21 protein-coding genes and 1 pseudogene are annotated in these 22,758 nt (G+C 64.6%); 14 read left to right on the top strand and 8 right to left on the bottom strand.

Going from position 1 to position 22,758, the window contains the following annotated elements; all coding sequences use genetic code 11:
- Positions 1-4: 4 nt before the first annotated feature.
- On the top strand, positions 5-721 hold the full coding sequence (locus Q7J44_RS15510) for a hypothetical protein (protein WP_304881398.1): 717 nt from the start codon (positions 5-7) through the stop codon (positions 719-721).
- A gap of 153 nt (positions 722-874) precedes the next feature.
- On the opposite strand, the gene Q7J44_RS15505 is transcribed toward Q7J44_RS15510, so the two are convergent.
- The gene (locus tag Q7J44_RS15505; RefSeq protein ID WP_304881397.1) at positions 875-1,420 is read right to left on the bottom strand and encodes a hemerythrin domain-containing protein; all 546 of its coding nucleotides are present in this window, start codon (positions 1,418-1,420) and stop codon (positions 875-877) included.
- Between the two features lie 97 nt (positions 1,421-1,517).
- Here Q7J44_RS15505 and Q7J44_RS15500 point away from each other — a divergent pair, with 97 nt between their 5' ends.
- Positions 1,518-2,009, top strand: a complete 492-nt coding sequence (locus Q7J44_RS15500) for a DUF1993 family protein (RefSeq protein ID WP_304881395.1) — start codon at positions 1,518-1,520, stop codon at positions 2,007-2,009.
- 4 nt (positions 2,010-2,013) lie between these two features.
- Here Q7J44_RS15500 and Q7J44_RS15495 read toward each other — a convergent pair whose 3' ends face one another.
- The 3 genes from Q7J44_RS15495 to meaB form a co-directional block, all read right to left on the bottom strand.
- On the bottom strand, positions 2,014-3,207 hold the full coding sequence (locus tag Q7J44_RS15495; protein WP_304881394.1) for an MFS transporter: 1,194 nt from the start codon (positions 3,205-3,207) through the stop codon (positions 2,014-2,016).
- Between the two features lie 244 nt (positions 3,208-3,451).
- Positions 3,452-3,667 carry a DUF1127 domain-containing protein gene (locus Q7J44_RS15490; RefSeq protein ID WP_118156032.1) on the bottom strand — a complete coding sequence of 72 codons (216 nt, stop codon included), beginning with the start codon at positions 3,665-3,667 and terminating at the stop codon, positions 3,452-3,454.
- A 263-nt stretch (positions 3,668-3,930) separates the two neighbouring features.
- Entirely contained in the window at positions 3,931-4,908 is a 978-nt protein-coding gene (meaB, locus tag Q7J44_RS15485) for a methylmalonyl Co-A mutase-associated GTPase MeaB (protein WP_304882004.1), read from the bottom strand.
- 183 nt (positions 4,909-5,091) lie between these two features.
- Between meaB and Q7J44_RS15480 the strand changes: the two genes are divergently transcribed.
- The 3 genes from Q7J44_RS15480 to rpmB all read left to right on the top strand — a co-directional run bounded on the left by Q7J44_RS15480 (position 5,092) and on the right by rpmB (position 8,939).
- Complete coding sequence (locus Q7J44_RS15480) at positions 5,092-5,835, top strand: DUF3108 domain-containing protein (RefSeq protein WP_304881392.1); 744 nt, start codon at positions 5,092-5,094, stop codon at positions 5,833-5,835.
- A gap of 64 nt (positions 5,836-5,899) precedes the next feature.
- A complete protein-coding gene (gene hrpB / locus Q7J44_RS15475; protein WP_304881391.1) occupies positions 5,900-8,326 on the top strand; it encodes an ATP-dependent helicase HrpB in 2,427 nt (808 codons plus the stop codon).
- 313 nt (positions 8,327-8,639) lie between these two features.
- Positions 8,640-8,939 carry a 50S ribosomal protein L28 gene (rpmB, locus tag Q7J44_RS15470; RefSeq protein WP_304881390.1) on the top strand — a complete coding sequence of 100 codons (300 nt, stop codon included), beginning with the start codon at positions 8,640-8,642 and terminating at the stop codon, positions 8,937-8,939.
- 239 nt (positions 8,940-9,178) lie between these two features.
- Here rpmB and Q7J44_RS15465 read toward each other — a convergent pair whose 3' ends face one another.
- On the bottom strand, positions 9,179-9,490 hold the full coding sequence (locus Q7J44_RS15465; RefSeq protein ID WP_304882002.1) for a hypothetical protein: 312 nt from the start codon (positions 9,488-9,490) through the stop codon (positions 9,179-9,181).
- A 358-nt stretch (positions 9,491-9,848) separates the two neighbouring features.
- Here Q7J44_RS15465 and lepA point away from each other — a divergent pair, with 358 nt between their 5' ends.
- Together lepA and Q7J44_RS15455 are read left to right on the top strand one after the other, a co-directional pair.
- Positions 9,849-11,648 carry a translation elongation factor 4 gene (gene lepA / locus Q7J44_RS15460; protein WP_304881388.1) on the top strand — a complete coding sequence of 600 codons (1,800 nt, stop codon included), beginning with the start codon at positions 9,849-9,851 and terminating at the stop codon, positions 11,646-11,648.
- A 30-nt stretch (positions 11,649-11,678) separates the two neighbouring features.
- Positions 11,679-12,773 carry a hypothetical protein gene (locus tag Q7J44_RS15455; RefSeq protein WP_304881387.1) on the top strand — a complete coding sequence of 365 codons (1,095 nt, stop codon included), beginning with the start codon at positions 11,679-11,681 and terminating at the stop codon, positions 12,771-12,773.
- Between the two features lie 72 nt (positions 12,774-12,845).
- Here Q7J44_RS15455 and Q7J44_RS15450 read toward each other — a convergent pair.
- Positions 12,846-12,983, bottom strand: a pseudogene (locus Q7J44_RS15450) (type II toxin-antitoxin system RelE/ParE family toxin); the annotation flags it as partial.
- A gap of 296 nt (positions 12,984-13,279) precedes the next feature.
- Between Q7J44_RS15450 and Q7J44_RS15445 the strand changes: the two are divergent.
- Both Q7J44_RS15445 and Q7J44_RS15440 read left to right on the top strand, forming a co-directional pair.
- Complete coding sequence (locus Q7J44_RS15445) at positions 13,280-14,617, top strand: NAD(P)/FAD-dependent oxidoreductase (RefSeq protein WP_304881386.1); 1,338 nt, start codon at positions 13,280-13,282, stop codon at positions 14,615-14,617.
- A 10-nt stretch (positions 14,618-14,627) separates the two neighbouring features.
- The gene (locus Q7J44_RS15440) at positions 14,628-14,981 is read left to right on the top strand and encodes a DUF5368 domain-containing protein (protein ID WP_304881384.1); all 354 of its coding nucleotides are present in this window, start codon (positions 14,628-14,630) and stop codon (positions 14,979-14,981) included.
- A gap of 50 nt (positions 14,982-15,031) precedes the next feature.
- Here Q7J44_RS15440 and Q7J44_RS15435 read toward each other — a convergent pair whose 3' ends face one another.
- Complete coding sequence (locus Q7J44_RS15435) at positions 15,032-16,309, bottom strand: phosphatidylserine/phosphatidylglycerophosphate/cardiolipin synthase family protein (RefSeq protein ID WP_304881382.1); 1,278 nt, start codon at positions 16,307-16,309, stop codon at positions 15,032-15,034.
- A gap of 70 nt (positions 16,310-16,379) precedes the next feature.
- Entirely contained in the window at positions 16,380-17,075 is a 696-nt protein-coding gene (locus tag Q7J44_RS15430; protein ID WP_304881380.1) for an endonuclease/exonuclease/phosphatase family protein, read from the bottom strand.
- A gap of 212 nt (positions 17,076-17,287) precedes the next feature.
- On the opposite strand from Q7J44_RS15430, the gene Q7J44_RS15425 reads away from it, so the two are divergent.
- The 5 genes from Q7J44_RS15425 (at position 17,288) to Q7J44_RS15405 (ending at position 22,755) form a co-directional block, all read left to right on the top strand.
- On the top strand, positions 17,288-17,785 hold the full coding sequence (locus Q7J44_RS15425; protein WP_304881378.1) for a hypothetical protein: 498 nt from the start codon (positions 17,288-17,290) through the stop codon (positions 17,783-17,785).
- Positions 17,786-18,282: 497 nt separating this feature from the next.
- The gene (locus Q7J44_RS15420) at positions 18,283-18,747 is read left to right on the top strand and encodes a hypothetical protein (RefSeq protein ID WP_304881376.1); all 465 of its coding nucleotides are present in this window, start codon (positions 18,283-18,285) and stop codon (positions 18,745-18,747) included.
- Positions 18,748-18,763: 16 nt separating this feature from the next.
- On the top strand, positions 18,764-20,035 hold the full coding sequence (locus tag Q7J44_RS15415; RefSeq protein ID WP_304881375.1) for an imelysin family protein: 1,272 nt from the start codon (positions 18,764-18,766) through the stop codon (positions 20,033-20,035).
- A gap of 180 nt (positions 20,036-20,215) precedes the next feature.
- The gene (locus Q7J44_RS15410; protein WP_304881373.1) at positions 20,216-21,775 is read left to right on the top strand and encodes a di-heme oxidoredictase family protein; all 1,560 of its coding nucleotides are present in this window, start codon (positions 20,216-20,218) and stop codon (positions 21,773-21,775) included.
- A complete protein-coding gene (locus Q7J44_RS15405) occupies positions 21,772-22,755 on the top strand; it encodes an imelysin family protein (RefSeq protein ID WP_304881372.1) in 984 nt (327 codons plus the stop codon). Before Q7J44_RS15410 ends, Q7J44_RS15405 begins: the two co-directional genes overlap by 4 nt.
- Positions 22,756-22,758 lie beyond the last annotated feature (3 nt).

Below are 22,758 nucleotides of genomic sequence, written 5' to 3'. Positions count from 1 at the left end.
TCCGATGCGCAGATTTTTTCCCCTGAGTGCCGCGCTTGTCCTCGCCTCTGCCCCGGTGGCACAGGCCGAGCGGGTGCAGGTCGCCGATTGCGCCCCCGGCGGCTGCATGTGCTATATCTCTACCATGACGCTGCAAGAAATCGCTGCCACATTGCCCGGCCAGATCCCCGACAATGCGGGCGAGCTGACGCTGGTGGATGAACCGGGCGGCTTCAGCTGGCGCAGCGAAACCCCGGCGCAGCTTGACCGGATGTTCGGCGGGCCGGGGTCGTGCCCGGTCTATCTGGCGGGTCCGATGGTGCCCGAAGATGGTCGCTGGCAGATCACCACCGGGGCCACCGATACTTCGGCCTGCCCGATGCTGGCCGGAAACACGCCGCCCACCAACCTGAGCGGTGAGACCCGGCAGATCAACTGGAACGGCAGCTTTCACCCCGACAAGCTGATGAGCGAGGCTGCCGGCATGGTGCGCTGGTCCGGCGTTACCGGCTCGGGCAACTGGCGCGGGGTGGTGGCGGACCATTCTCTGGCAGACAGTTCCGGGGCAACGGGTGCCAGCGTGATCTGGACCTTGTCGCTGGTCAGCCCGACCGAAGTGCGCGGCAAAAGCGTGTTTGACTACAACATCTCATCAACCGCCGGAGACGCGGCGGCAAACGCGGTGCTGGCGGGGTTGCAATGCCGGACCGTGACCCCCTTTGCCGCCCGAAAGGTCAACTGACGCGCAACGCATGACGGCCAGGCTGGGCCAAAACCCGGCTTCCTGACGCGATGAGGGGGCATCGTGCAGGTTGACAGCTACACCGGCCACGATGCTCTCGCCGAACCAAAGCGCGGCGTCAGTCAGGGCGCGCTACGGCTATCAGCGCGCTGCCTAGCCCATCTGGTGTTTCAGGATGACGGGGATGATCAGATCTTCCTCATCCTCCAGATGCCGGATCAGCTGACGCTCGAACGGCGCAAGGCTGGTGTGAAACGCCAGCGCCGCCTCGCGCGGATCGCTCGCCTGCAGGGCATCGTTGGCCGAGCCGACAAAGCCATCGAGCAGCGCGTCCAGCGCGTGGTGGTCGCGGTCCAGCAGCTCAAACCCGCGCGCAAGGCGCGGCTCCAGCTTGACCATGGCGGGGAAATAGCTTGCATCTTCAACCTGATGATGCCCGATCAGCCCCTGCACCAGCTGCTCGCCGCCGCGCAGCAACCGGCCCTGCCAGCGCTGCGGGTCGATCCGCCCGCCGCTCATGTGTTCGGCGTCCAGCCGCAGGCCTGACATCAGGTCACGAAAGCCAAGGTGGCGGTCCAGCCAGAAGGCCGACAATCCTTCAAACCCCGGTACATCAGACCACCGCTCGCGCGGCCAGTCGGCCAGCAGGGTCATAAGGTCGGGCGGCAGGCGGTCGCGGCTGGCAAGATCATCTGTCATGTCCCCCACATATCGCATCGCGGCGCGGCTTCAACCACTCTTGACCCCTTGCAGCCTTGGGCAGATCACTAGCCCAAGCCAAAAAAGGACATGCCTCATGCATCACCGATCCATCGCCGTCTACGACCGCTTTCTTGCCAACCTGTCGCGCCTTCTGACCAAGGCTGAAGCGCATTGCACCGACCATGCCATCAAGCCCGAGGCGATGCTGACCTTCCGCCTGTTTCCCGACATGTTGCCCTTTGTCCGTCAGGTGCAGCTGGCCTGCGATTTCGCCGCCCGCGCCGCCGCCCGGCTGGCGGGGGAGGACCCGAAAAGCTTTCCCGACACCGAAACCAGCTTTGCCGAGTTGCAGGCCCGGATCGTGGCGGCGCGCGGCTATATCGCCGGGTTTGACGCGGCCCGCTATGACGGGGCGGAAACCCGCAAAATCACGCTGAAAATGCGCGGGCAGGATGTGACCATGACCGGCGAGACTTTCCTGAACCTGTATTCAATGCCGCAGTTCCACTTCCACCTGACAACGGCCTACAACATTTTGCGCCACAATGGGGTGGCTTTGGGCAAGGGCGACTATATGGGGGGCTGAGGGCTCAGGCCGCGCGGCGGGGTGCAGGTTCGGGCACCGCCTGCACCTCATCGGCCCCTGCGGTGCGGCCTGCCAGCAGGGCGACCACGATCAGCAGCAGCGACAGCACCCCGTAGGTGACGCGGAAGCCGATGGCTTCGGCGACAAAGCCGATGCTGGCGGGGGCCACCAGAATGCCCGCGTAGCCCACCATCGTCACCGCCGAAATCGCGGTGCCGGACGGGATGCCGGGGTAGTTTCCAGCAGCCGAAAACAGGATTGGCACCATGTTCGCCACCCCCAGCCCGGTGATGAAAAACGCAGCAATTGCAAGGGTATCGCTGGGGGCCCCGGCCGCCAGCATCATCCCCGCAGCCGCCAGCACACCCGAGATCCGCAGCGTCAGCACCGCGCCAAAGCGGTTGCGCACAGAGTCTCCGGCAAAGCGCATGATCGCCATCGCGCCAGCAAACACCGCAAAGCCAAGGCCGGACCGGAACACATCCGAGCCGAGGTCCTTTTGCAGATAGATCGCTGCCCAATCCAGCACCGCGCCTTCGGGCACCATCGAAAACAGCGCCAGTGCGCCCAGCAACCACAGCCCCGCTGCGCGTGGCAGCAGCACGGTCTTTTCGCCCGTGACGGCGACCACCGGGGCAGGGGCCTCACCCCGCAGGAAGGGCATCACCGCCAGAACCACTGCTGCCGTGACCAGCGCGACCAGCCCGGCCTGCACATAGGCCCCCCAGTGTGAAATCACCCAAGCCCCTGCAAAACCACCGAAAAATCCGCCAAGGCTCCAGAACCCGTGGCTGGAGGACATGATCGCCCGGCCCAGCCGCCGTTCGACCTCGACCGCGTTGGCGTTCATCGCGACATCCATGCAGCCGATCAGCGCGCCCAGCAGCGCCATGGCGGGCACCAGCACGGGCAGTGACGGGGAAAAGACCACCACCGGCAAGGCCACCGCCGAGGACAGCGCAAAGACGCGCAGCACCGCGACGGACCCGAAGCGCGCGATCAGCCGGCCGGTGAACAGCATGGCCCCAACCGCGCCCAGACCCAGCACAAGTATCAGTAATCCAAGGGTAAATTCGGTGATCTGATGGCGCGGCAGCAGCAGCGGGATCTGCGGGGCCCAGGCCCCCATGACAAAGCCCGCCGCGGCAAACATCATCGCCACCGCCCAACGCGCCCGCTTTGCCTCTGTCATGGTCATCAGAACGCTCCCTTGTCCGCAGCACTGCGTAAACCGGGGGGCGGGATGGGGAAAGCCCTGCAGGCTTCACAGATTATGTCAGCGCTAACAGCGCCACACTGCGACAGGTGCCGCACAAAAGAAAACGGCGAACCGGGGGAGGACCGGTTCGCCGCAAAGCCTGTTGGCGCAGGGAGGAGGAGCGCGCCTTCAGGAGGCCGGAGTCACTTGCGTGACGTATCGGTAAGTTGCCGTAAATAGGGGATTATTTCCCGTAGGCGGCTTCGTGTGCGATGTCTTCGATCGACACGCGGGCGACGTTGATGTCAGCCAGATCGCGGTCGGACATTGCCGACAATTCGTTCAGGGTTTGCAGATAGACCGCGCGACGTTCGCGGGCCACATTCCACTTGGCCAGAACATCGCCCATCCATCCACCGACCTGAAAGCCAGCAACCGTTTGCGTGTTCGTGTAAGCCATGATCGTTATCCTCTTCATCATCTTCGGATCGGACAAGGCGGCCCATCCGCCCTTTCCGTTGACGCTAACATGGGGGTAATGCTGCGCGTGCACAATCCGCCGATTGGCCAAAGCCGATATGCAGCCTGTGCATGGCTTGTCGGGTCAGAGGGCTGCGGGCTGGGGTCCGGGCCGTAAAATCCGGCGTGTGTTTTACGTCTGTTCTGCGTCTGGTTTGCGTCTGGTTTGCGTATGGCTTACGTCATGACGTTGGCGCCACGGCGTCAGCGCCTGCCCACCAGGGCCAGCATCTGCACCGCAGCGGCCTCGGGCGACAACTCCCCCGCCTCGACCCTGGCACCGAAAGCGGCCATCGCGCCCTTGGCCGGTTCGCGGTCCAGCACCGACAAGAGGCCGCGCCGCACCTCTTCGCCAAACCAGTGCCGGGCCTGATGGGCGCGGCGGCTGTGCCAATGGCCGTGGTCGCGCCGCCAACCGGCCAGCGATTGCATGTCGGCCCATGCCTCGGCCAGCCCGTCGTTTTCCACTGCCGAGACGCAGACGGCTTTGGGAAAGCCTTCGGGGTCTTGCGGGCGGCGGCGCAGCAGGTGCAGGGCACCGGCGTAATCGGCGCGGGTGCGCATGGCGGCCGGTTTCAGATCGCCATCGGCCTTGTTGACCAGAATCATGTCGGCCATTTCCATGATGCCGCGTTTGACGCCCTGCAGTTCATCACCGCCCGCCGGGGCCAAGAGCAGGATGAACAGGTCGCAGATTTCGGCCACCACGGTTTCGGACTGGCCCACGCCCACGGTTTCCACCAGCACCACGTCGAAACCAGCCGCCTCGCACAGCGCCACCGCTTCGCGCGTGCGCCGCGCCACGCCGCCCATCTGCGCCTGACTGGGTGAAGGGCGGATAAAGGCGGCAGGTTCGCGGCTGAGGCGTTCCATCCGGGTCTTGTCGCCGAGGATGGAGCCGCCCGACCGGGCCGAGCTTGGGTCCACCGCCAGCACCGCCACCCGCAGACCCTGCGCCACCAGCATCATGCCGAAGGCTTCGATAAAGGTCGATTTGCCCACCCCCGGCGTGCCGGACAGACCGATGCGCAGGGCCTGCCGCCCGGCCGCGCGGGCTTGCGCCACCAGATCCACCGCCTGCGTGCGGTGATCGGCGCGCGCGCTTTCCACCCGGGTGATGGCCCTTGCCAGCGCCCTGCGGTCGCCCGCGATCACCGCCGTGGCCAGTTCGGTCATCTCCATCGGTATGCCCATCCGTCACAACTGCTTGATCCGGCGCGGTCTGCGGCACAATTTGCCCCGGCGCGCGCTGCGGATCGTTCCTTGTTGCCTTTCATGCCCTATACTCAGGGTCTATGCCAGCCTGTGTGGTGGTGCCGGTCTACTTGGTCTTGCCGGGCTGGCCGGTGTTTCAAGGAGCGTGTGATGTTTGCCCCAAGTGTCCTTGCCGGATCTGCCGCCCGGTGCGCCTCTCTGTGCGCCGCCCTGTGCCTTGCCGTGCCGGTGGCCGCGCAAGACACCAGCGTGGCGCGCTATACCATCACCGTCAGCGGGCTGACGGCGGGGCGGATGACGCTTGCCGCCAACCATGACGGCGCGGGCTATGCGCTGACCTCGAATGCCGCATCGGCCGGTCTGGCCGGGCTGTTCCGGTCGTTCAGCCTGACCACGCGGGCGCAGGGCCGCGACCGGGGCGGCGAACTGGTGCCGGAGCGCTATTCGTCGCAAAGCGAAGGGGCGCGCGCGGGGCGTGGGGCCGAGCTGACGTTTCAGGACGGGCTGGCCACCGTGGTCAGCGCCGCTGCATCCCGGCCCGATGCGCCGCTGGTCGACCCGGCAGAGCATCGCGGCGCGGTGGACCCGCTGACCGGGTTTTATGCCGTGCTGCGCGACGTGGTGCCCGAGACGGCCTGCCGGCTGGATCTGCGGATGTTCGACGGGCACCGCATCAGCCGGGTGACGCTGTCGCAGCCCGTGCCGGGGGAGGGCGGGCTGACCTGTCAGGGCGTCTATCGCCGGATCGACGGCTATCCGCCGCAGGATCTGGCGGAACGGGCGACGTTTCCCTTTGTGCTGCGTTATACGGCGGGGGCGGATGGCCGGTTGCGGGTGGCCGAGGTGTCGATGGACAGTCTGTTCGGCCCGGCCCGGATGATCCGCGACGAGTAAGGGGCGGGGGCATGGGTGCGCCGCCCCCTTGATCTGCGCCGCCACTGGGCCTAACCCCTGACCTATGTCAGATACGCTTCCCCCCACACCCCTTCCCATTGATGAGGTGATCCCCCAGCTGCAGGCCGCGATGGCGGTGCGGGGCATGGCGGTGTTGCAGGCCCCGCCCGGTGCGGGCAAGACCACCCGCGTGCCGCTGGCGCTGCTGGCGCAGGTGACGGGACGGATATTGATGCTGGAGCCGCGCCGGTTGGCCACCCGCGCGGCTGCGGCGCGGATGGCAGAGACTTTGGGTGAGGCGCTGGGCCAGACGGTGGGATACCGCATTCGCGGCGAGTCGAAGGTGAGTGCGGCGACGCGGATCGAGGTGGTGACCGAGGGCATCCTGACAAGGATGATCCAGACGGATGCCGAATTGCCGGGCATCGGGCTGGTGATCTTTGACGAATTTCACGAACGGTCCTTGCAGGCCGATCTGGGGCTGGCTTTGGTGCTGGAAATCCGGGGCGCGCTGCGGCCTGACCTGCAACTGCTGGTGATGTCGGCCACGCTGGACGCCGCCCCGGTGGCGGCGCTGATGGGGGATGCGCCGCTGATCACGTCAGCGGGCCGTGCGTTCGAGGTGGAAACCCGCTGGCTGCCCCGCCCGCCCGATGCGTCGATGCGGTACGAGGCGGCGGTGGCGGGGCTGATCCGGCAGGCGCTGGACGAGGTGCCGGAGGGCGATGTGCTGGCCTTTCTGCCGGGCGAAGGCGAGATCCGCCGGGTTGAGGCGCAGCTGCAGGGCGTGCCGGGCCTGACCATCCGCCCGCTGTTCGGGGCGATGGAGTTTGCCGCGCAGCAGGCGGCCCTTGGCGCGGCTGCGGGGCGCAAGCTGGTGCTGGCGACGTCGATTGCCGAAACCTCGCTGACCATTCCGGGGGTGCGGGTGGTGGTCGATGGGGGCCGCGCGCGGCGGGCGCGGTTTGACGCAGCCTCCGGCATGTCGCGGCTGGTGACGGAACGGGTGACGAAGGCCGAGGCGGAACAGCGCCGGGGCCGGGCCGGGCGGGTGGCACCGGGGGTGTGCTACCGGCTGTGGACGCGCGGCGAAGAGGGCGGGATGGCGGCGTTTCCGCCCGCCGAGATCGAGGCGGCGGACCTGACGCTGCTGGCGCTGGAGCTGGCACTGTGGGGGGCAGTGGACCTGCCGTTCCTGACCCCGCCGCACCCCGGCGTGCTGGCCGAGGCGCAGGGGCTGTTGCGGGGCTTGGGCGCGCTGGAGGCGGGCGGCGGGATCACAGCACATGGCCGCGCGCTTGCGGCGCTGCCGCTGCACCCGCGGCTGGCACATATGCTGGTGATGGCGGGGCCGGGGGCCGCGCCGCTGGCGGCGCTGCTGGCGGAACGCGACCCGTTGCGCGGGGCTGGGGCCGACCTGCTGGCGCGGTTGAAGGCGGTAGACAAGCCGCCGCCCGAGGCGCACCGCGCGACGATTGAGCGTATCCGGGTGGAGGCGCGCCGGTTGGGGCGTCTGGTGCCAAAGGCGCGGGTGCCGGACTTGTCGCCCGCGCAGATGGCAGCCCTCGCCTATCCTGATCGCATTGGCTTGCGCCGTGCGGGTGATGCGCCGCGCTGGGTGCTGTCGGGCGGCAAGGGCGCGGCGATGGCGGCGGGCCAGCCGCTGTCGGGCGCGCGGCTGATTGTCGCCACCGATCTGGACGGCGACCCGCGCGAAGCGCAGGTGCGGCAGGCGGTGGCGATTTCTGAGGCGGAGGTGCGGGCGCTTTTTGCGGATCAGATCGCATGGGCCGAGGTCTGCGAATGGTCGCGCCGCGACGGCCGCGTGCTGGCGCGCAGGCAGGAACGCTTTGGCGCGCTGGTGCTGACGGAGCGCGTCTGGCCTGACGCCGCGCCCGAGGCACTGGCGCGCGCTGCGGTGGATGGGCTGCGCCAGATCGGCCTGCCATGGACCGCGACGGCCCGCCGGTTGCGTGCCCGCTTGCTGCTGGCGCGGGGCGACGGTTGGCCGGAGCTGGACGATGCGGCCCTGCTGGCCAGTGGTGAGGACTGGCTGCTGCCGCATCTTGCGGGCAAGCGCACGGAAGCCGATCTGCGCGGGCTGGATCTGACCGAGCCGCTCAGGGCGCTGGTCGGCTGGGACCGGATGGCGCAGACCGACGCGCAGGTGCCGGGCAGTTTCGAGACGCCGCTGGGGCGCAAGGTGCCCATCGATTATGACGGCGACCACCCGGCGATTGAACTGCGCCTGCAGGAGTTGTTCGGCGTGACCCGCCACCCCACGGTCGGGCCGGGGCAATTGCCACTGCGCATCACCCTGCTGTCACCTGCCCGCGCGCCGGTGCAGGTGACGCTGGATCTGCCCGGGTTCTGGGCCAACAGCTACGCTGAGGTGCGCCGCGACATGCGCGGCCAGTACCCGCGCCACCCCTGGCCCGAAGACCCCACCGCCGCCGACCCCACGGCGCGCGCCAAGCCGCGCGGGACGTGAAGCAGTTGAGCGGCTGCGCCGCATTGTTCTTGTCTCGGCTCTGGCCTGCGGCCAACCGCCTCGGATCTGCGCTCCGCGCGGGGAGTATTTGGGAAAGCTGCAAGGCGGGGATGTGCTCTTATGGCTTGCAGCTTTTGCAAATACTCCGGGGTTTGGGGCAGCGCCCCAATTCTTGGCCAGCAAAAGGGTGAATCGCTTGACGAGGGGGGCGATCGCGCGTAAACGCAGCCATCGAATTCGAGGTCGCGCCTGCGCGGGCCTTGTTGTTTTTGCACCTTACGCCCTGCTGGCGTTGACTTGAAGGATTACGACGATGTCGCGCGTCTGCGAACTCTCGGGCGTTGGCCCGATGACCGGTAACACCATCAGCCACGCGAACAACAAGTCGCGTCGCCGGTTTTTGCCGAACCTGAATGATGTGACCCTGATCTCGGACACGCTTGGCCAGTCGTTCAAGCTGCGGATCTCGGCCGCGGCCCTGCGCACGGTCGATCACCGTGGTGGTCTGGATGCGTTTCTGGCCAAGGCCAAGGATGTCGAGCTGTCGGGGACGGCGCTGAAGATCAAGAAAGACATCGCAAAGGCTCAGGCCAGCGCCACCGCCAGCGCCTGATTTTTTCTGACGCGACACGATAAGCCCGCCCGCAGGATTGCGCGGCGGGTTTTTGTGTTTTCTGTCGGGATTTGAGTATTTTTGTCAAGATGAACGGGCTGGCGCGTGCTGGCCTGATCCCTGTGCGGGTCATCGTTTGCGGGGGGTGGTCTGGCAGGCGGTGTGCGGGGTGCGGCAGCTGTGCCGGTGCCCGCGCCCCATGAGGCGCGCGGGTCATCGCTGACGGGGTTTCAGGCGGATCAGCGGGCGCAGTAGGCCTCGGCCTGCTGGCCGAAGGTTTTGTAGCGGCGCCAGAAATCATTGTCATTGTCGGACTTTGACATGCGCACCTTCTGGGCGCGGTCAGGGTCCTTGAAGAACGCCGCCGCCTTGCGCTGGTCGCCGCCGCGCAGGGTCATGTCGGCGACCTGCTGCACGCAGGCGCAGACCGAGCGGTTTGCCGCCTTGCGGTCGGAACTGAGGCAGGCGCGCTCAATCGGTCCGGCAAGGGCGAAAGTGGTGGACAGGGAAAGGAGAACGGCAGCGCAGGCTGCCAGGGCCACAGGTTTCATCATGATCATCTGCCTCATTGCCGGGGACGGGGAGGACCCTCCGCCACTGGTCGTTTTCTGCCACCGATCATGCCGATTCGTGTGGCCAATTTCAATGCCGCGCTGCCGCTGGGCGGTGGATTGCCGAGACGGGGCGCCCCTTGCGGTTAATCTTTGAGTGGCACACCAGATCGGGCGCCAGGATGGGGGAGGTGCGGCGCGCTGCCCCGCCGCGCGGTGGGGCCGGTGCCGTTGCCGTCGCCAGGCCGGGCCAGAATCACCCGCTTTGCCCCGGCGCAAAGGCTGCAATCGGGCGCTGCGGGGCGGCAAGTGCTGCATGCCTCTTCCCGGCCCCATATTTCCAAGCTATATGCCGCGCATGACCCAGCTTGACCTCATCCGCAATTTCTCGATCGTGGCCCATATCGACCACGGAAAATCCACCCTCGCCGACCGGCTCATTCAATTGACCGGCACGGTGGCTGCGCGCGATATGAAGGCGCAGATGCTCGACAGTATGGATATCGAGCGTGAGCGCGGGATCACGATCAAGGCCAACACGGTGCGGATCGAATATCCGGCCAAGGATGGCAAGACCTATATCCTGAACCTGATCGACACCCCCGGGCATGTGGACTTTGCCTATGAAGTGTCGCGGTCCATGCGCGCGGTTGAAGGCTCGCTGCTGGTGGTGGATGCCTCCCAAGGGGTGGAGGCGCAGACGCTTGCCAACGTCTATCAGGCGCTGGATGCGGGGCATGAGATTGTGCCGGTGCTGAACAAGATTGACCTGCCTGCGGCGGAGCCTGACCGGGTGAAGGCGCAGATCGAGGATGTGATCGGGCTGGACGCGTCAAACGCCATCAACATTTCCGCCAAGTCGGGGCTGGGGATTCCGGACGTGCTGGAGGCGATTGTGACGCGCCTGCCCGCGCCCAAGGGCGACCGCGATGCGCCGTTGAAGGCGATGCTGGTGGACAGCTGGTACGATGCCTATCTGGGCGTTGTCGTGATGATCCGCGTCATCGATGGCGTCGTGCGCAAGGGTGACCGCATCAAGATGATGCAGACCAATGCCGTCTACGGTGTGGACAAGCTGGCGGTGCTGAAACCGCAGATGGTGGATATTGACGAGCTGGGGCCGGGCGAGATCGGGATCTGGACCGGGTCGATCAAGCAGGTGCGCGATACCCGCGTCGGCGACACCATCACGTCGGAGAAAAAGGGCTGCGAGACGCCGCTGCCGGGCTTCAAGCCCGCGCAGCCGGTGGTGTTCTGTGGCCTCTTCCCGGTGGACGCGGCGGATTTTGAGGATCTGCGTGATGCGATTGAGAAATTGCAGCTGAACGATGCGTCTTTCAGCTCGGAAATGGAAACCTCGGCCGCACTTGGTTTTGGCTTCCGCTGCGGCTTTCTGGGCCTGCTGCACCTTGAGGTCATCCGCGACCGGCTGGAGCGGGAGTATGATCTGGACCTGATCACCACCGCCCCGTCTGTGGTGTTCAAGCTGCATATGAAGGATGGCGAGATCCGCGATCTGCACAACCCCGCCGATATGCCCGACCTGACCTATATTGACCACATCACCGAGCCGCGCATCAAGGCCACCATCATGGTGCCCGATGACTACCTTGGCGATATTCTGAAACTCTGTCAGGACCGGCGCGGCATTCAGCTGGATCTGTCCTATGCCGGGTCGCGCGCCATGGTGGTCTACGATCTGCCGCTGGCCGAGGTGGTGTTCGACTTCTACGACCGGCTGAAATCGGTGACCAAGGGCTATGCCAGCTTTGACTATGTGATCTCGGAATACCGGGAGGATTTTCTGGTCAAGATGTCGATTCTGGTCAACGAGGAACCCGTCGACGCCCTGTCGATGATGGTCCACCGTGACCGGGCCGAGGCGCGGGGCCGGGCGATGGTGGAAAAGCTCAAAGAGCTGATCCCCCGGCACATGTTCAAGATCCCGATTCAGGCGGCGATTGGCGCGCGGGTGATCGCGCGCGAGACGTTGAGCGCGATGCGCAAGGACGTGACGGCGAAATGCTACGGCGGCGACGCGACCCGGAAGCGCAAGCTGCTGGACAAGCAGAAGGCCGGGAAGAAGAAGATGCGTCAGTTCGGGAAAGTGGAGATTCCGCAGGAGGCGTTTATTTCGGCGCTGAAGATGGATGGGTGAGTGGGAAGATGAAAGGCAAATTATATCAAAATGACTGCGTGTCTTTACGCTTTTTCGAGCGTTCCATTTTATGTAACAGATTGTCTTGCAACAAATCGTTATGATTTATCCACTCCAACGGTTGCGGCAACAATAAATTCAGATAATATTGGCGATGCATCTGACAGAAATCGCCTTTTTCAGAAGTATTTTCTTGGTCCTAAAGGTGAAATTTTCTCTTTCGCTGGCCCTTCTTCCAAAATTCTTGAGTTTATTAGTGAAATTGTACCGCGACTTGACGGTATTCCGGTAAATCAACGGCCTATGCAGTATGTGGCGAACGTGCTGGATCAGTATAATCGGGCTCGCAATGGACCAGTAGTTTCCATGATTGCATCCTGTCCATTTCCAGAAAAAAATGCCTTGAACACTGCGTGCTGTAGTCAAGCAGTAACAAAGACAAGTGATCTTTTTGAAACTATTTTTGCTATCGGTTCCGGTGCTGAAGAGTTGGCACAGCTTTTTAAAAGATATGGAACGCGCGCGTCTGGTCAACACCACGCAATGTATCAGCTTCCCGCGGAAGCTGCGGTTGGGGCTGTCGGTGCTGCAAACGGGACACTCGCATTCCAAAGCTATGATGAGACAGCTTCCGGTAAGATGACTTGGGGCGGCTATCTTCAGTTAAATTTATACGACTTTCAACGAAGACGATGGTCTTGTGGTCCATCTTGGCTACACATTGGTCTTATGTGCACGCAACGAGGATCAAAAAAATTTGACAGTTTTAGAAATATTGTTGCTTACCAACCAGATGAAAGCGGCAAGAGCAAGATTGGGGTCTTTCACATCCTAGATGGCCTCTCCGTTGTCATCAGGAACTTTGTCATTAATGATCCGGCAAAGTTTTACAAAAATTCAATCGATGCTGATCGCGCCCAAAATGATTGGAGTCAGTTTGCGCCCCAAAGAGTGACTTTTACGGTTGTTCGGCCTTGGTCAAACGATAACTTTTTTCTTCATCGCACTCTTGATCTAAGGGAGATGAGGCATTTCCATTTTAAAACAACGGCAAAAGGATTAGAAATTAATTTTACTGATTACATCAGGGTGAAAATCCTTGAGCCAATGGCCAGTCACGAATAATTTGGAGTTGAGCGTAGAGTGCGCTTCAGCGCTCATCTTCACCTACCCATGCAACGATAAACCCCTCCAGTGCTAGTCCGTGTTCGAGGCAACCGTCACCACCAGCACCAGCAGCCGCCCATCCTCGATCCGGTAAACAATCCGCCAGTTCCCGACCCGCATCCGCCACTGGTCCGCGTCGCCCACCAACCGCATGCCCCTGACGGTCTCCGGCTGCTCCGCCGCGGGTCGCCCCGGCGCAGCTGCGGCGCAGGGTGTCGGGCACGGTCAGCAGTGCGCCGTTCAATCTGGTCGGGTTAGCGGCTTAGCCTGTGCAGATTCCGCGGGGTCGATACTGTGATGCGCTTCTGAGCGCAGGACTTGCCCCGGCTTTGCGTGAAATCCGGGGCGTTTTGCCTGTATCCGGGCGGAATACATAATCTGAAATCGGAATATGTTTGATCCAGATCAACCCGGCACCGGCAAACATGTGCCAAAGACACGGGATATTCGAGGAGGAGCATTCCATGACCCTGACCGGACTTCCAACGTCCCGCCGTGGCTTTCTGGGCCTTGGCGCGGCCGGGCTGGCTGCGGCCAGCCTTGGCCTGCCTGCGCGCGCCGCGCGTGTGGCCACCAAGGCGCGCATCGTCATCATCGGGGCAGGGGCCGCAGGTACGGCGCTGGTCAACCGGCTGGTGGACCGGCTGGAGGGCGCGCAGATCACCATCATCGACGCCCGGGCCGAGCATCTGTATCAGCCGGGCCTGTCGCTGGTTGCGGCCGGGTTGAAGCCTGCCTCCTATACCGTGTCGCAGACCCGCGACTGGCTGCCGGATGGCATCACGCTGGTTTCCGAAAACGCCGCCGCCATTGATCCGCTGACCAAGACCGTGGCCACGACCGGCGGGCAAACGCTGGCCTATGACTTTCTGATCGTCGCGCCGGGGCTGGTGCTTGACCACGACGCCATCGACGGGTTTTCGCTGGATATGGTGGGCCAGAACGGCATCGGCGCGCTGTATGCCGGGCCGCAATACGCCGCCAAAACCTGGGAGGCGGCGCGCAGGTTCACCGAACAGGGCGGCGTGGGTCTGTTCACCCGCCCGGGGACCGAGATGAAATGCGCGGGCGCGCCCCTGAAACACACCTTCCTGATCGACGACATCGCCAGCCGGGGCGTGGGCACCGGCAAATATGAAATCCACTACGCCGCCCCGCAGCAGGCGCTGTTTTCCGTGCCGATCGTGCATGAAAAGCTGCGGATGCTGTTTCAGGACCGTGGGTTCAACACCTATTATGGCCGCACGCTGAAATCCATCGATCCGGGCAGCAGACGCGCCACATTCGTGGAAACCAAGGTCGATGCCGGGGTGGAAACCAAATCCGATGTCGAGATGCCCTATGATTACCTGCACGTCATCCCACCGCAACGCGCGCCCGAGGTGATCCGCCAGTCGGGCCTGTCATGGGCCGACAAGTGGACCGATCAGGGCTGGGTCGAGGTGGATATGAAAACCCTGCGCCACCTGCGCTATCCCGATATCTTCGCGCTCGGCGATGTGGCGGGCGTGCCCAAGGGCAAGACGGCGGCGAGCGTGAAATGGATGGTGCCAGTGGTCGAGGATCATCTGATCGCCGCGATTGAGGGACGCGAGGGCACGGCGGTTTATGACGGCTATACGTCATGCCCGATGATCACCCGGGTCGGCCGCGCCATGCTGGTGGAATTCGACTATCATAACAATCTGGTCCCGTCCTTCCCCGGCATCATCGCGCCGCTGGAAGAGCTGTGGATCAGCTGGCTGATGAAAGAGGTGGCGCTGAAAGCCACCTATAACGCGATGCTGCGCGGCAAGGCATAAGGGGACCATCATGAAAGAGCTGACATTCGGAACCCTGATCGCGGTGTTCGAGGAAATCTTCGGCCGGGCCCTGTTCTGGGCGATGGTCGCAGCGGCGGTGCTGGTGACGCTGGCGTATATCTACGTGCTGGTGCGCGACCGCTCGGTGTCGTGGCGCAAGTTCCTGCTGGCGCAGCTTTCGATGCCGTTTGGCGCGGTGGCAGCCGTGCTGTTCGTTCAGGTGATGACCAGCTCGCACCTGCGCGACCTTGGCGGGCCGGTCGATCTGATCGTGCTGCTGGGGGTGGCGGGGATGGGGGCCATCGGTGCCGCAATTCTGGTCTACACGCTGCAGTCGCTGCTGTTCAAAAAGGCTGCAACCTAAGTCAGAGGTCATCCCGCTGACCCGCAAAGACGCGGCTGCCGCTTCGTTTGTCAGAACTGCGTGCGCAGCCAGCTCCAGCCCCAGTCCACGATCCGTTTGCGCAAGGGGCGGTTCTGCCATTCGGCCAAGGAAACGGGCCGCGCATCGGTCAGGTCGGCATCAAACACCGCGGATTCGCGGCGGGCAAAATCGGTGTCATAGACATTCAGGTTGGCTTCGTCATTCAGCCGGAAGGACCGTTCGTCAAAGTTGGTCGACCCGACCGAGGTGAACACCTCGTCCACCACAAGCAGTTTGGCGTGTGAAAACGTCGGCTGGTATTCGTGAATCCGGATGCCCGATTCCAGAAGCGGCCCCCAGAATGCCCGCGAGGCATGGCGCACGGCCTGATTGTCGTTCAGCGGGCCGGGCACCAGAATATCAATCTCTACCCCCCGGGCGCGGGCCGCCAGAAGCTGGGCAATGGCCACGTCATCGGGCACGAAATAGGGGGTCGCGATGCGGATACGCTGTTCAGCGGCGGCCAGTGCCGTCATCAGCATCAGGTGAATGTAATTCCGGCTGCCGGTGCTGCTGATGACCAGTTGCGCCACCGCGTCCCCAGCGGGTTCAATCGGCGGGAAAAAGGCGGGCGCCTGCAAAACCTCGCCGGTATCTTCCACCCAGTTGGAGACGAAGGCCCCCTGCATCATCGCCACCACCGGGCCCGAGACGCGGTAATGCGTTTCGCGCCATTCATCGGGGTTGCGGGCATTGCCCAGCCATTCGTCGCCGATCCCGACCCCGCCGGTAAACCCGGTCTGGCCGTCGACGATCAGAAACTTGCGATGGGTGCGGTTGTTGATCCGGTCCAGCGTATACCAATGCGGCGGACGAAAGCGCACGACCCGCACCCCGGCGGCCTCCATCCGGGTGATCAGATCGGCCTCCATCGGGGCCGACCCTACCCAATCGAGCAGAACCCGCACCTCGACCCCCGCCTGCGCGCGTTCCGCCAGCGCCGCCGCAAAGTCGCGCGCCACGCGGCCCGACCAGTAGATATAGGTTTCAAAGTTGATGCTGACCTCGGCACCGCGAATGGCGTCCAGCATCGCGGGAAAGATCTGATCACCATTCACCAGCGTGTCGATCCGGTTGCCGCCCAGCAGGTTGGACCCGTAAAGCCCCGACATGCTGCGCCGGAAATCGGGGTCAGAGGCCCCAAGCTCCGCCTTCACCGGGGCGCGCAATTCGCGCTGGTCCGGCAACAGGTTCAGCACCACAATCGCAATCCCGACCGACACGACCATGACGGCACCGATCAGACCAGCGCGGCGCATTCTAGACATCTGGCATCTCCGGGTTCAGTGGTGGCGCATATCGGCCCGCCACAGGATTATGGTCGGCATCTCGCATGGTTCAAAGCTCCAGACGGGCCACGACCGGCAGATGGTCCGAGGCCCGCCGCGCCACCTCTGTGCCATGCACTGTCCCCGTGCTCAACCCTGCACCACCTGTCGCCATGATCCGGTCAAGCGGCAGCAGCGGATAGCGGGCGGGGAAACTCGGCACCGACACCCAGCCCGGAAATGCCGCGCGCAGCGGGGCCAGCGCCGTGCCCCCGTCAACGCGCCATTCGTTCAGATCGCCCATCAGAAGCGTGGCCCGCGGGGGCCGTTTGGCCAGACAGGCCAGCAGATGCCGGACCTGCGCTTTGCGCGATGCAACCAGCAGCCCCAGATGCGTGCCGATGACCCGCAGCGGCTTTGCCTGATGGGTCAGATCGACGATCATCGCGCCGCGCGGCTCGAACCCCGGCAGGTCGATGTAGTCGGTTGCCTCCACCTCCGCATCGCGCAGCAACACCACATTGCCGTGCCAGCCATGCGCCTGCGTCAGACCAAGCATCGGCACCGCGACAAGCCCTTGCTCGCGCGCAATGGCCTTGAGGTCCAGCAGGCCGCGCCGGGTGCCGAACCGGGTGTCGGCCTCTTGCAAGGTCATGATATCGGGGGTGATCTCGGCAATGACCGAGGCTGTGCGCAACAGATCACGCCGCCGGTCCCCGCCGACGCCCTTGTGAATGTTCCATGTCGCGACGGTCAGACCTGTCATCGTCACAACCGCCCGCAGGCCCGGTGCCGGGTATCTAACACGGCGTCTTCCGGCAACTCACCCAGATCTGTTCCATCGCATCGTTCCGTTTTTTGGGTCTCTAACCCAACTTTTCACCGGCAGGTTCGTTCCCTGCGCCGCAAACGTGCCCCGCCCTTTGCAAGGAACCTTCGTCCGCAGGACGGGTTGTCATGGCGAAAGTGAGGTGTGCCATGAACCGCAACGAATTCGAAACTCTGGAAAGCCATATCGAGGCCCGGGCCGTGCGCATGTGGACAGACGCAGGCAGCCCGGAGGGCGGGCATGCCCGCTTTATGGATCAGGCGCGCGAACTGGTCGCGATTGAAGAAAATGATCCGCCAACGCTCGATCCCCACGAGGCCGAGCGGCCGGTGATTGAAGAGGCCTCGATTCAAGGCAATCTGGGCGAGTTTCCCACGCTTCGCGATCAGGGCGAAGAGATGACTTTCCCTGACGCCGACCCGGATCGGGGCGAGGACCAGTACGCCGAGGATAACACGCGGCTTTCCGACGGGGATGCGTCGGACACGGGCGGCGTGCTGCCCGAAGAGGATGTGGCCGAGGATGACCTGCCCGATGTCTCCGGTGCCGATGCAGATATCACCGCAAGCACGCGCAACGCAGATGACGCGCCGCCGAATGATGATCTGAACGACGACGGCCTGCCTGATATCAGGAACCTTGACTAACCAGCAGCGTGTGGGCCGGGCATCTGCCTGGCCCGGACGGTGTCGGGGGTGACTGCCGAAAGCCGTTTTGGACGGAACTGTGCCCCTGAGCCGTGGCCGCCCGCGACGGCATCCTCCGGACCAACACTGCACGCCGCTGCCCCCTGATGCGGGGGCGGAGCGTCCCGTCGGGCGGCCTGTGCTGCCGCCTGATGCGGGGTGCCCGGCCCGTAAAATGCCGCATTGACATACCCGAGTAATTCACTCAGTAATACGCCAGACACTTCCGCCTTCCCCTGCAGGACAGGGGCGGCAGAGGCGGGACTCTGGGGACGCCATACGATGCGAGTGAAGCGGAAACTGCAACGATTTGAACCGGATCGCCGCAATCGTCACGCTCTTTTTCTGCAAGCCGGAGTGGCTGATCAACCGCGCCCGCGGCATGCTGTGGGGTCAGGATTGTGCCTTGCACAGACCGTTTGCCGACACACAGGCCATGGCCAGAGGACGGGTGCAGCATGACTGCCCACAAACCCCATCGTGGCGGGGCCACCGTCGGTTTTGTCACCGAACTTGACGCTGTTGAGGCCGGGGCCGTGCGCTACCTGCGTCTGTGGGGCGAAGGGGCGGTTGCGCAAAGGCATGTCCGGACCGACTTTGCCTCGGCTTTGGGGGTGGACGCCGGGCAACGTGCCTTGCAGGCCTTTGCCGAACTTTGCGACCATTGCCTGCATTATGGCAGGCGGCCTTTGGTGCGCCATCAGGTGATGTGCCGGTGCCTTGGCGCGGACGAGGCCTGTTTTGCCAATTTCATTGCCGCCGCCGCAGAGGGCGACCGGGAAGACGCGATATTGATCGCCACTTTGCTGGTGCGCGCCGACATGGCGATGTGCCTGTTTGACCACGCGGCGACGGTCGGCCATGCGCTCAGGCGTATGACGCAGCCCGGCCTGCACGCTTCACCCAGCCGGACCGTTCACTAGAAAGGGACCAGACCCGATGCCATCGTTACACCTTACTGTCAGCGCTTTTGCCCTCGGCCTGACCCTTGCGACTGCGGCCAGCGCCCAGGTCAGCCGGGACGCTGTTGTGGCCACCTATGCCGACATTGCGGCAGCAAAATATGCCGACAGTCTCGACACGGCGCGGACTTTGCAAACGGCAATCGCGGCACTGATCGCCGACCCCGGCGAGGCGACGCTGCTGGCGGCGCGCACGGCCTGGATCGCCGCCCGCGTTCCCTATCAGCAGACCGAGGTCTACCGCTTCGGCAATCCGATTGTCGATGACTGGGAGGGCAAGGTGAACGCCTGGCCGCTGGACGAGGGGCTGATCGACTATGTCGACGCCTCTTATGGCGGGCCGAGCGATGCCAATGAACTGGCGGCGCTGAACGTGATTGCCAACCCGCAGATCACCATTGCGGGCAAGGTCATTGACGCAGGCACGATCACGCCTGCGCTGATCGCCGATACCCCGAACGAGGCTGACGGGATCGAAACCAACGTCGCGCGCGGCTATCATGCCATTGAATTCCTCCTCTGGGGGCAGGATCTGAACGGCACCGGGCCGGGGGCCGGGGAGCGGCCACATACCGATTATCTGCAGGGTGAGGGCTGTACGGGCGGCAACTGCGACCGGCGCGCCGACTATCTGATGGCGGCGACCGATCTGCTGGTCAGCGATCTGGAATTCATGGCGGCTGAATGGGCCGATGGGGGTGCCGCACGTGCGGCGGTGGTGGCAGATGCGGGTGCGGGGCTTGTCGCCATGCTGACCGGCATGGGCAGCCTGTCCTATGGCGAACAGGCGGGGGAGCGGATGCGGCTGGGCCTGATGCTGAACGACCCCGAGGAAGAGCATGACTGCTTTTCCGACAACACCCACAACAGCCATTATTATGATGGGCTTGGCGTGCAGAACGCCTATCTTGGCCGCTATGTCCGGCCCGACGGGTCGGTGATTGAAGGGCCGTCGCTGGCCGCTCTGGTGGCCGAAACCGACCCGGCGCTGGATGCCGAGATGCGGGCAAAGCTTGATGCCACGATGGCGGCCCTTGGTGCGATCAAGGCGGCGGCAGAGGCTGGCTTCGCCTATGACATGATGCTCGAACAGGGCAATGCCGAAGGCGAGGCGCTGGTGATGGCCGGGGTGAACGGCTTGATCGACCAGACCCGGTCGATCGAGCGGATCGTCACCCGGCTGGGCCTTGACCGGATTGCGTTTGAAGGGTCTGACAGCCTCGACAACCCGTCGGCGGTCTTTCAGTGACCAGCGGCGCGGCGCGCTGATACGCTTGCTTGCCCGTCGGTGACGGGCAAGGACAAACAACGATACCGGCGGCGTCTGCGGCGGCCAGCACATTGGCGGATTGCGGTGTTTCTGGCCGCCGCGGAGAGGCGTCGCCTGTCCGGAGATTGGATCGACTTTTAAAGCTTGGAGCGGAAGACCATGCCCTCACTGCGTCTGCGATGGATCAGGCCGGGCAGGCTTGCGGTGATCGCCGGACTGATCGGAACTGTGGCATGTGCCCAAGGCCCGGGCGACCTGCCCCTGCTGGGGGACCCGCATCTCAACATCATCCCGCGCACAGCGGCAGAGGCCGCGCGGATTGCCGCCGCAACCGCGCTGGCCGATGATTTTACGACCCCCCAGGCCTTTGAAGGTTTGCCCGCAGGGGCGGCCACGGTGCGGGCGCGCACCACGGCGGACGCCTTTTCCGACCCGTCGGGCAATATCAGCTTTGACCGCGAGCTTGATTTCCGGGTTGGCAACGGCCTGTTCCGCAAGCTCTGGGTGTCGGCGCCGTCGTCCACGCTCGCCTCTGACGGGCTGGGACCGTTGTATAATGCGCGGGCCTGCCAGAGTTGTCACATCAAGGACGGGCGCGGCCATCCGCCGGAAGGGGCAGAGCAGTCTGCCGTGTCGATGTTCCTGCGGATCTCGATCCCGGCGGATACCGATGTGCTGATGGCCGGGGTCGCCGAGTATCTGGCAACCGCGCCCGACCCGGTGTATGGTGGGCAGTTGCAGGATTTCGGCACCGCCGGGCATGTGGCAGAATACCGGCTGGATGTGGCCTATGAAGAGGTCGCGGTGGCGCTGTCGGAGGGCGAGTCCGCCTCGCTGCGGCAGCCGACCTACCGGGCGGCCGATCTGGGCTATGGACCGCTGCACCCGGATGCCATGCTCAGCCCGCGCGTCGCCCCGCAGATGATCGGCCTTGGCCTGCTGGAGGCCATTCCCGCCGCCGACATTCTGGCGCTGGCCGATCCCGATGATGCAGACGGCGACGGCATCTCGGGCCGCCCGAACATCGTCTGGTCGGTCGAATACGGCATGCCGATGCTGGGCCGCTTTGGCCTGAAGGCCGGGACGGCGACCATCCGCGAACAGTCGGCGGCGGCGTTTTCCGGTGACATCGGCATTTCCACACCGCTGTTTCCAGACCCCTGGGGCGATTGCACCGCCGCACAAACTGCCTGCCGCACCGCTATTCATGGCGATGATGCGGGACAGGGCGGGCTGGAGGTTGACGCGCAAGGCCTTGATCTTGTGACCTTCTACAGCCGCAATCTGGGGGTGCCCGCCCGGCGCGATGAAGCCGGGCCCGAGGTGCTGCGCGGCAAGGCGGTGTTCTATCAGACCGGCTGCACCGGGTGCCACCGGCCCGCCTTTGTCACCCACCGTCTGGCCGATCAGCCCGAGCAGAGCTTTCAGCTGATCTGGCCCTATACCGACCTGTTGCTGCACGACATGGGCGACGGTCTGGCCGACAACCGGCCCGAGGCGCGCTCGACCGGCACCGAATGGCGCACCCCGCCGCTGTGGGGCATCGGCCTGACGCAACAGGTCAGCGGCCACAGCACATTCCTGCACGACGGGCGGGCGCGGACCCTGCTTGAGGCCATTCTGTGGCACGGTGGCGAGGCGCAGGCCGCGCGGGACCGGGTTGTCGATATGCCTGCGGCTGATCGTGCCGACCTGATCCGCTTTCTGGAAAGCCTATGAAACACGTCTTTCTGCTCGCCCTGCTTGCCATGGCCTCGCCGGTCCGCGCTGATGTCGACGGCGTGGTGGCGTCGCATATCCTGCCGGGCTTTGCGCGCTTTGCGCAGGCGGCAGGCGCGCTTGACAGCGCAGCGCAATCCGATTGCAGCCCCGGACATGTTGAGCCTGCCTTTCAGGCGACGTTTGATGCGTGGATGGCGGTGGCCGACCTGCGCATCGGCCCGTCCGAGATGGGCGCGCTGTCGCTTGCGTTCTGGCCTGACGATCGCGGCGTCACGCCGCGCGCGCTCAACGGGCTGATTGCCGGTGCCGATCCGGTCGGGCGCGATGCGCTGGCCTTTGCCGAGGTGTCGATTGCGGCGCGCGGCTTCTTCGCGCTTGAGATGCTGCTGCATGACCCGGCGTTTTCGGATTACGGACCGGCGGAGTATACCTGCACGCTGGTCAGAACGGTTACCGCCGATCTGGCGCGGCAGGCGAAGGCGCTTGATGCGGGCTGGGCGCAGGATTTCGCGCCGGTGCTGATCACCGCCGGGGCGGCGGGCAACGCAACCTATCTTTCCCCGGACGAGGCGGTGCGGGCGCTTTACACCCAGCTGTTGACCAGCCTTGAGGTCACCGCAAACGCGCGGCTTGGCCGCCCGCTTGGCACGTTCGAGCGCCCGCGCCCGCGTCAGGCCGAAGCCTGGCGGTCGGGCCGCAGCCTGCGCAATGTGGTGCTGGCGGTCGAGGCTGCGCAAGCTCTGGCCCATGGTCTGTCCGACGGCGACCTGCCGCTGACCGATGCGGCGGTGGTCCGCGTGCACGCCGCTGCAAGCGCCATCGCCGATCCGGCCTTTCAGGATGTGGAGGCTCCGCAGGCCCGCCTGAAGGTCGAAGTGCTGCAACAGGCGGTCCAAGCCATGCGCAGTGCCGTCGTGACCGAGATCGGCGATGCGCTGGGGATTGCGGCCGGTTTCAATTCTCAGGACGGAGACTGACAG

Origin of the sequence: Pseudotabrizicola sp., from assembly GCF_030656345.1 — a bacterium.
GTDB lineage: Bacteria > Pseudomonadota > Alphaproteobacteria > Rhodobacterales > Rhodobacteraceae > Pseudotabrizicola.
This window is presented reverse-complemented; position numbering and strand designations above follow the sequence as displayed.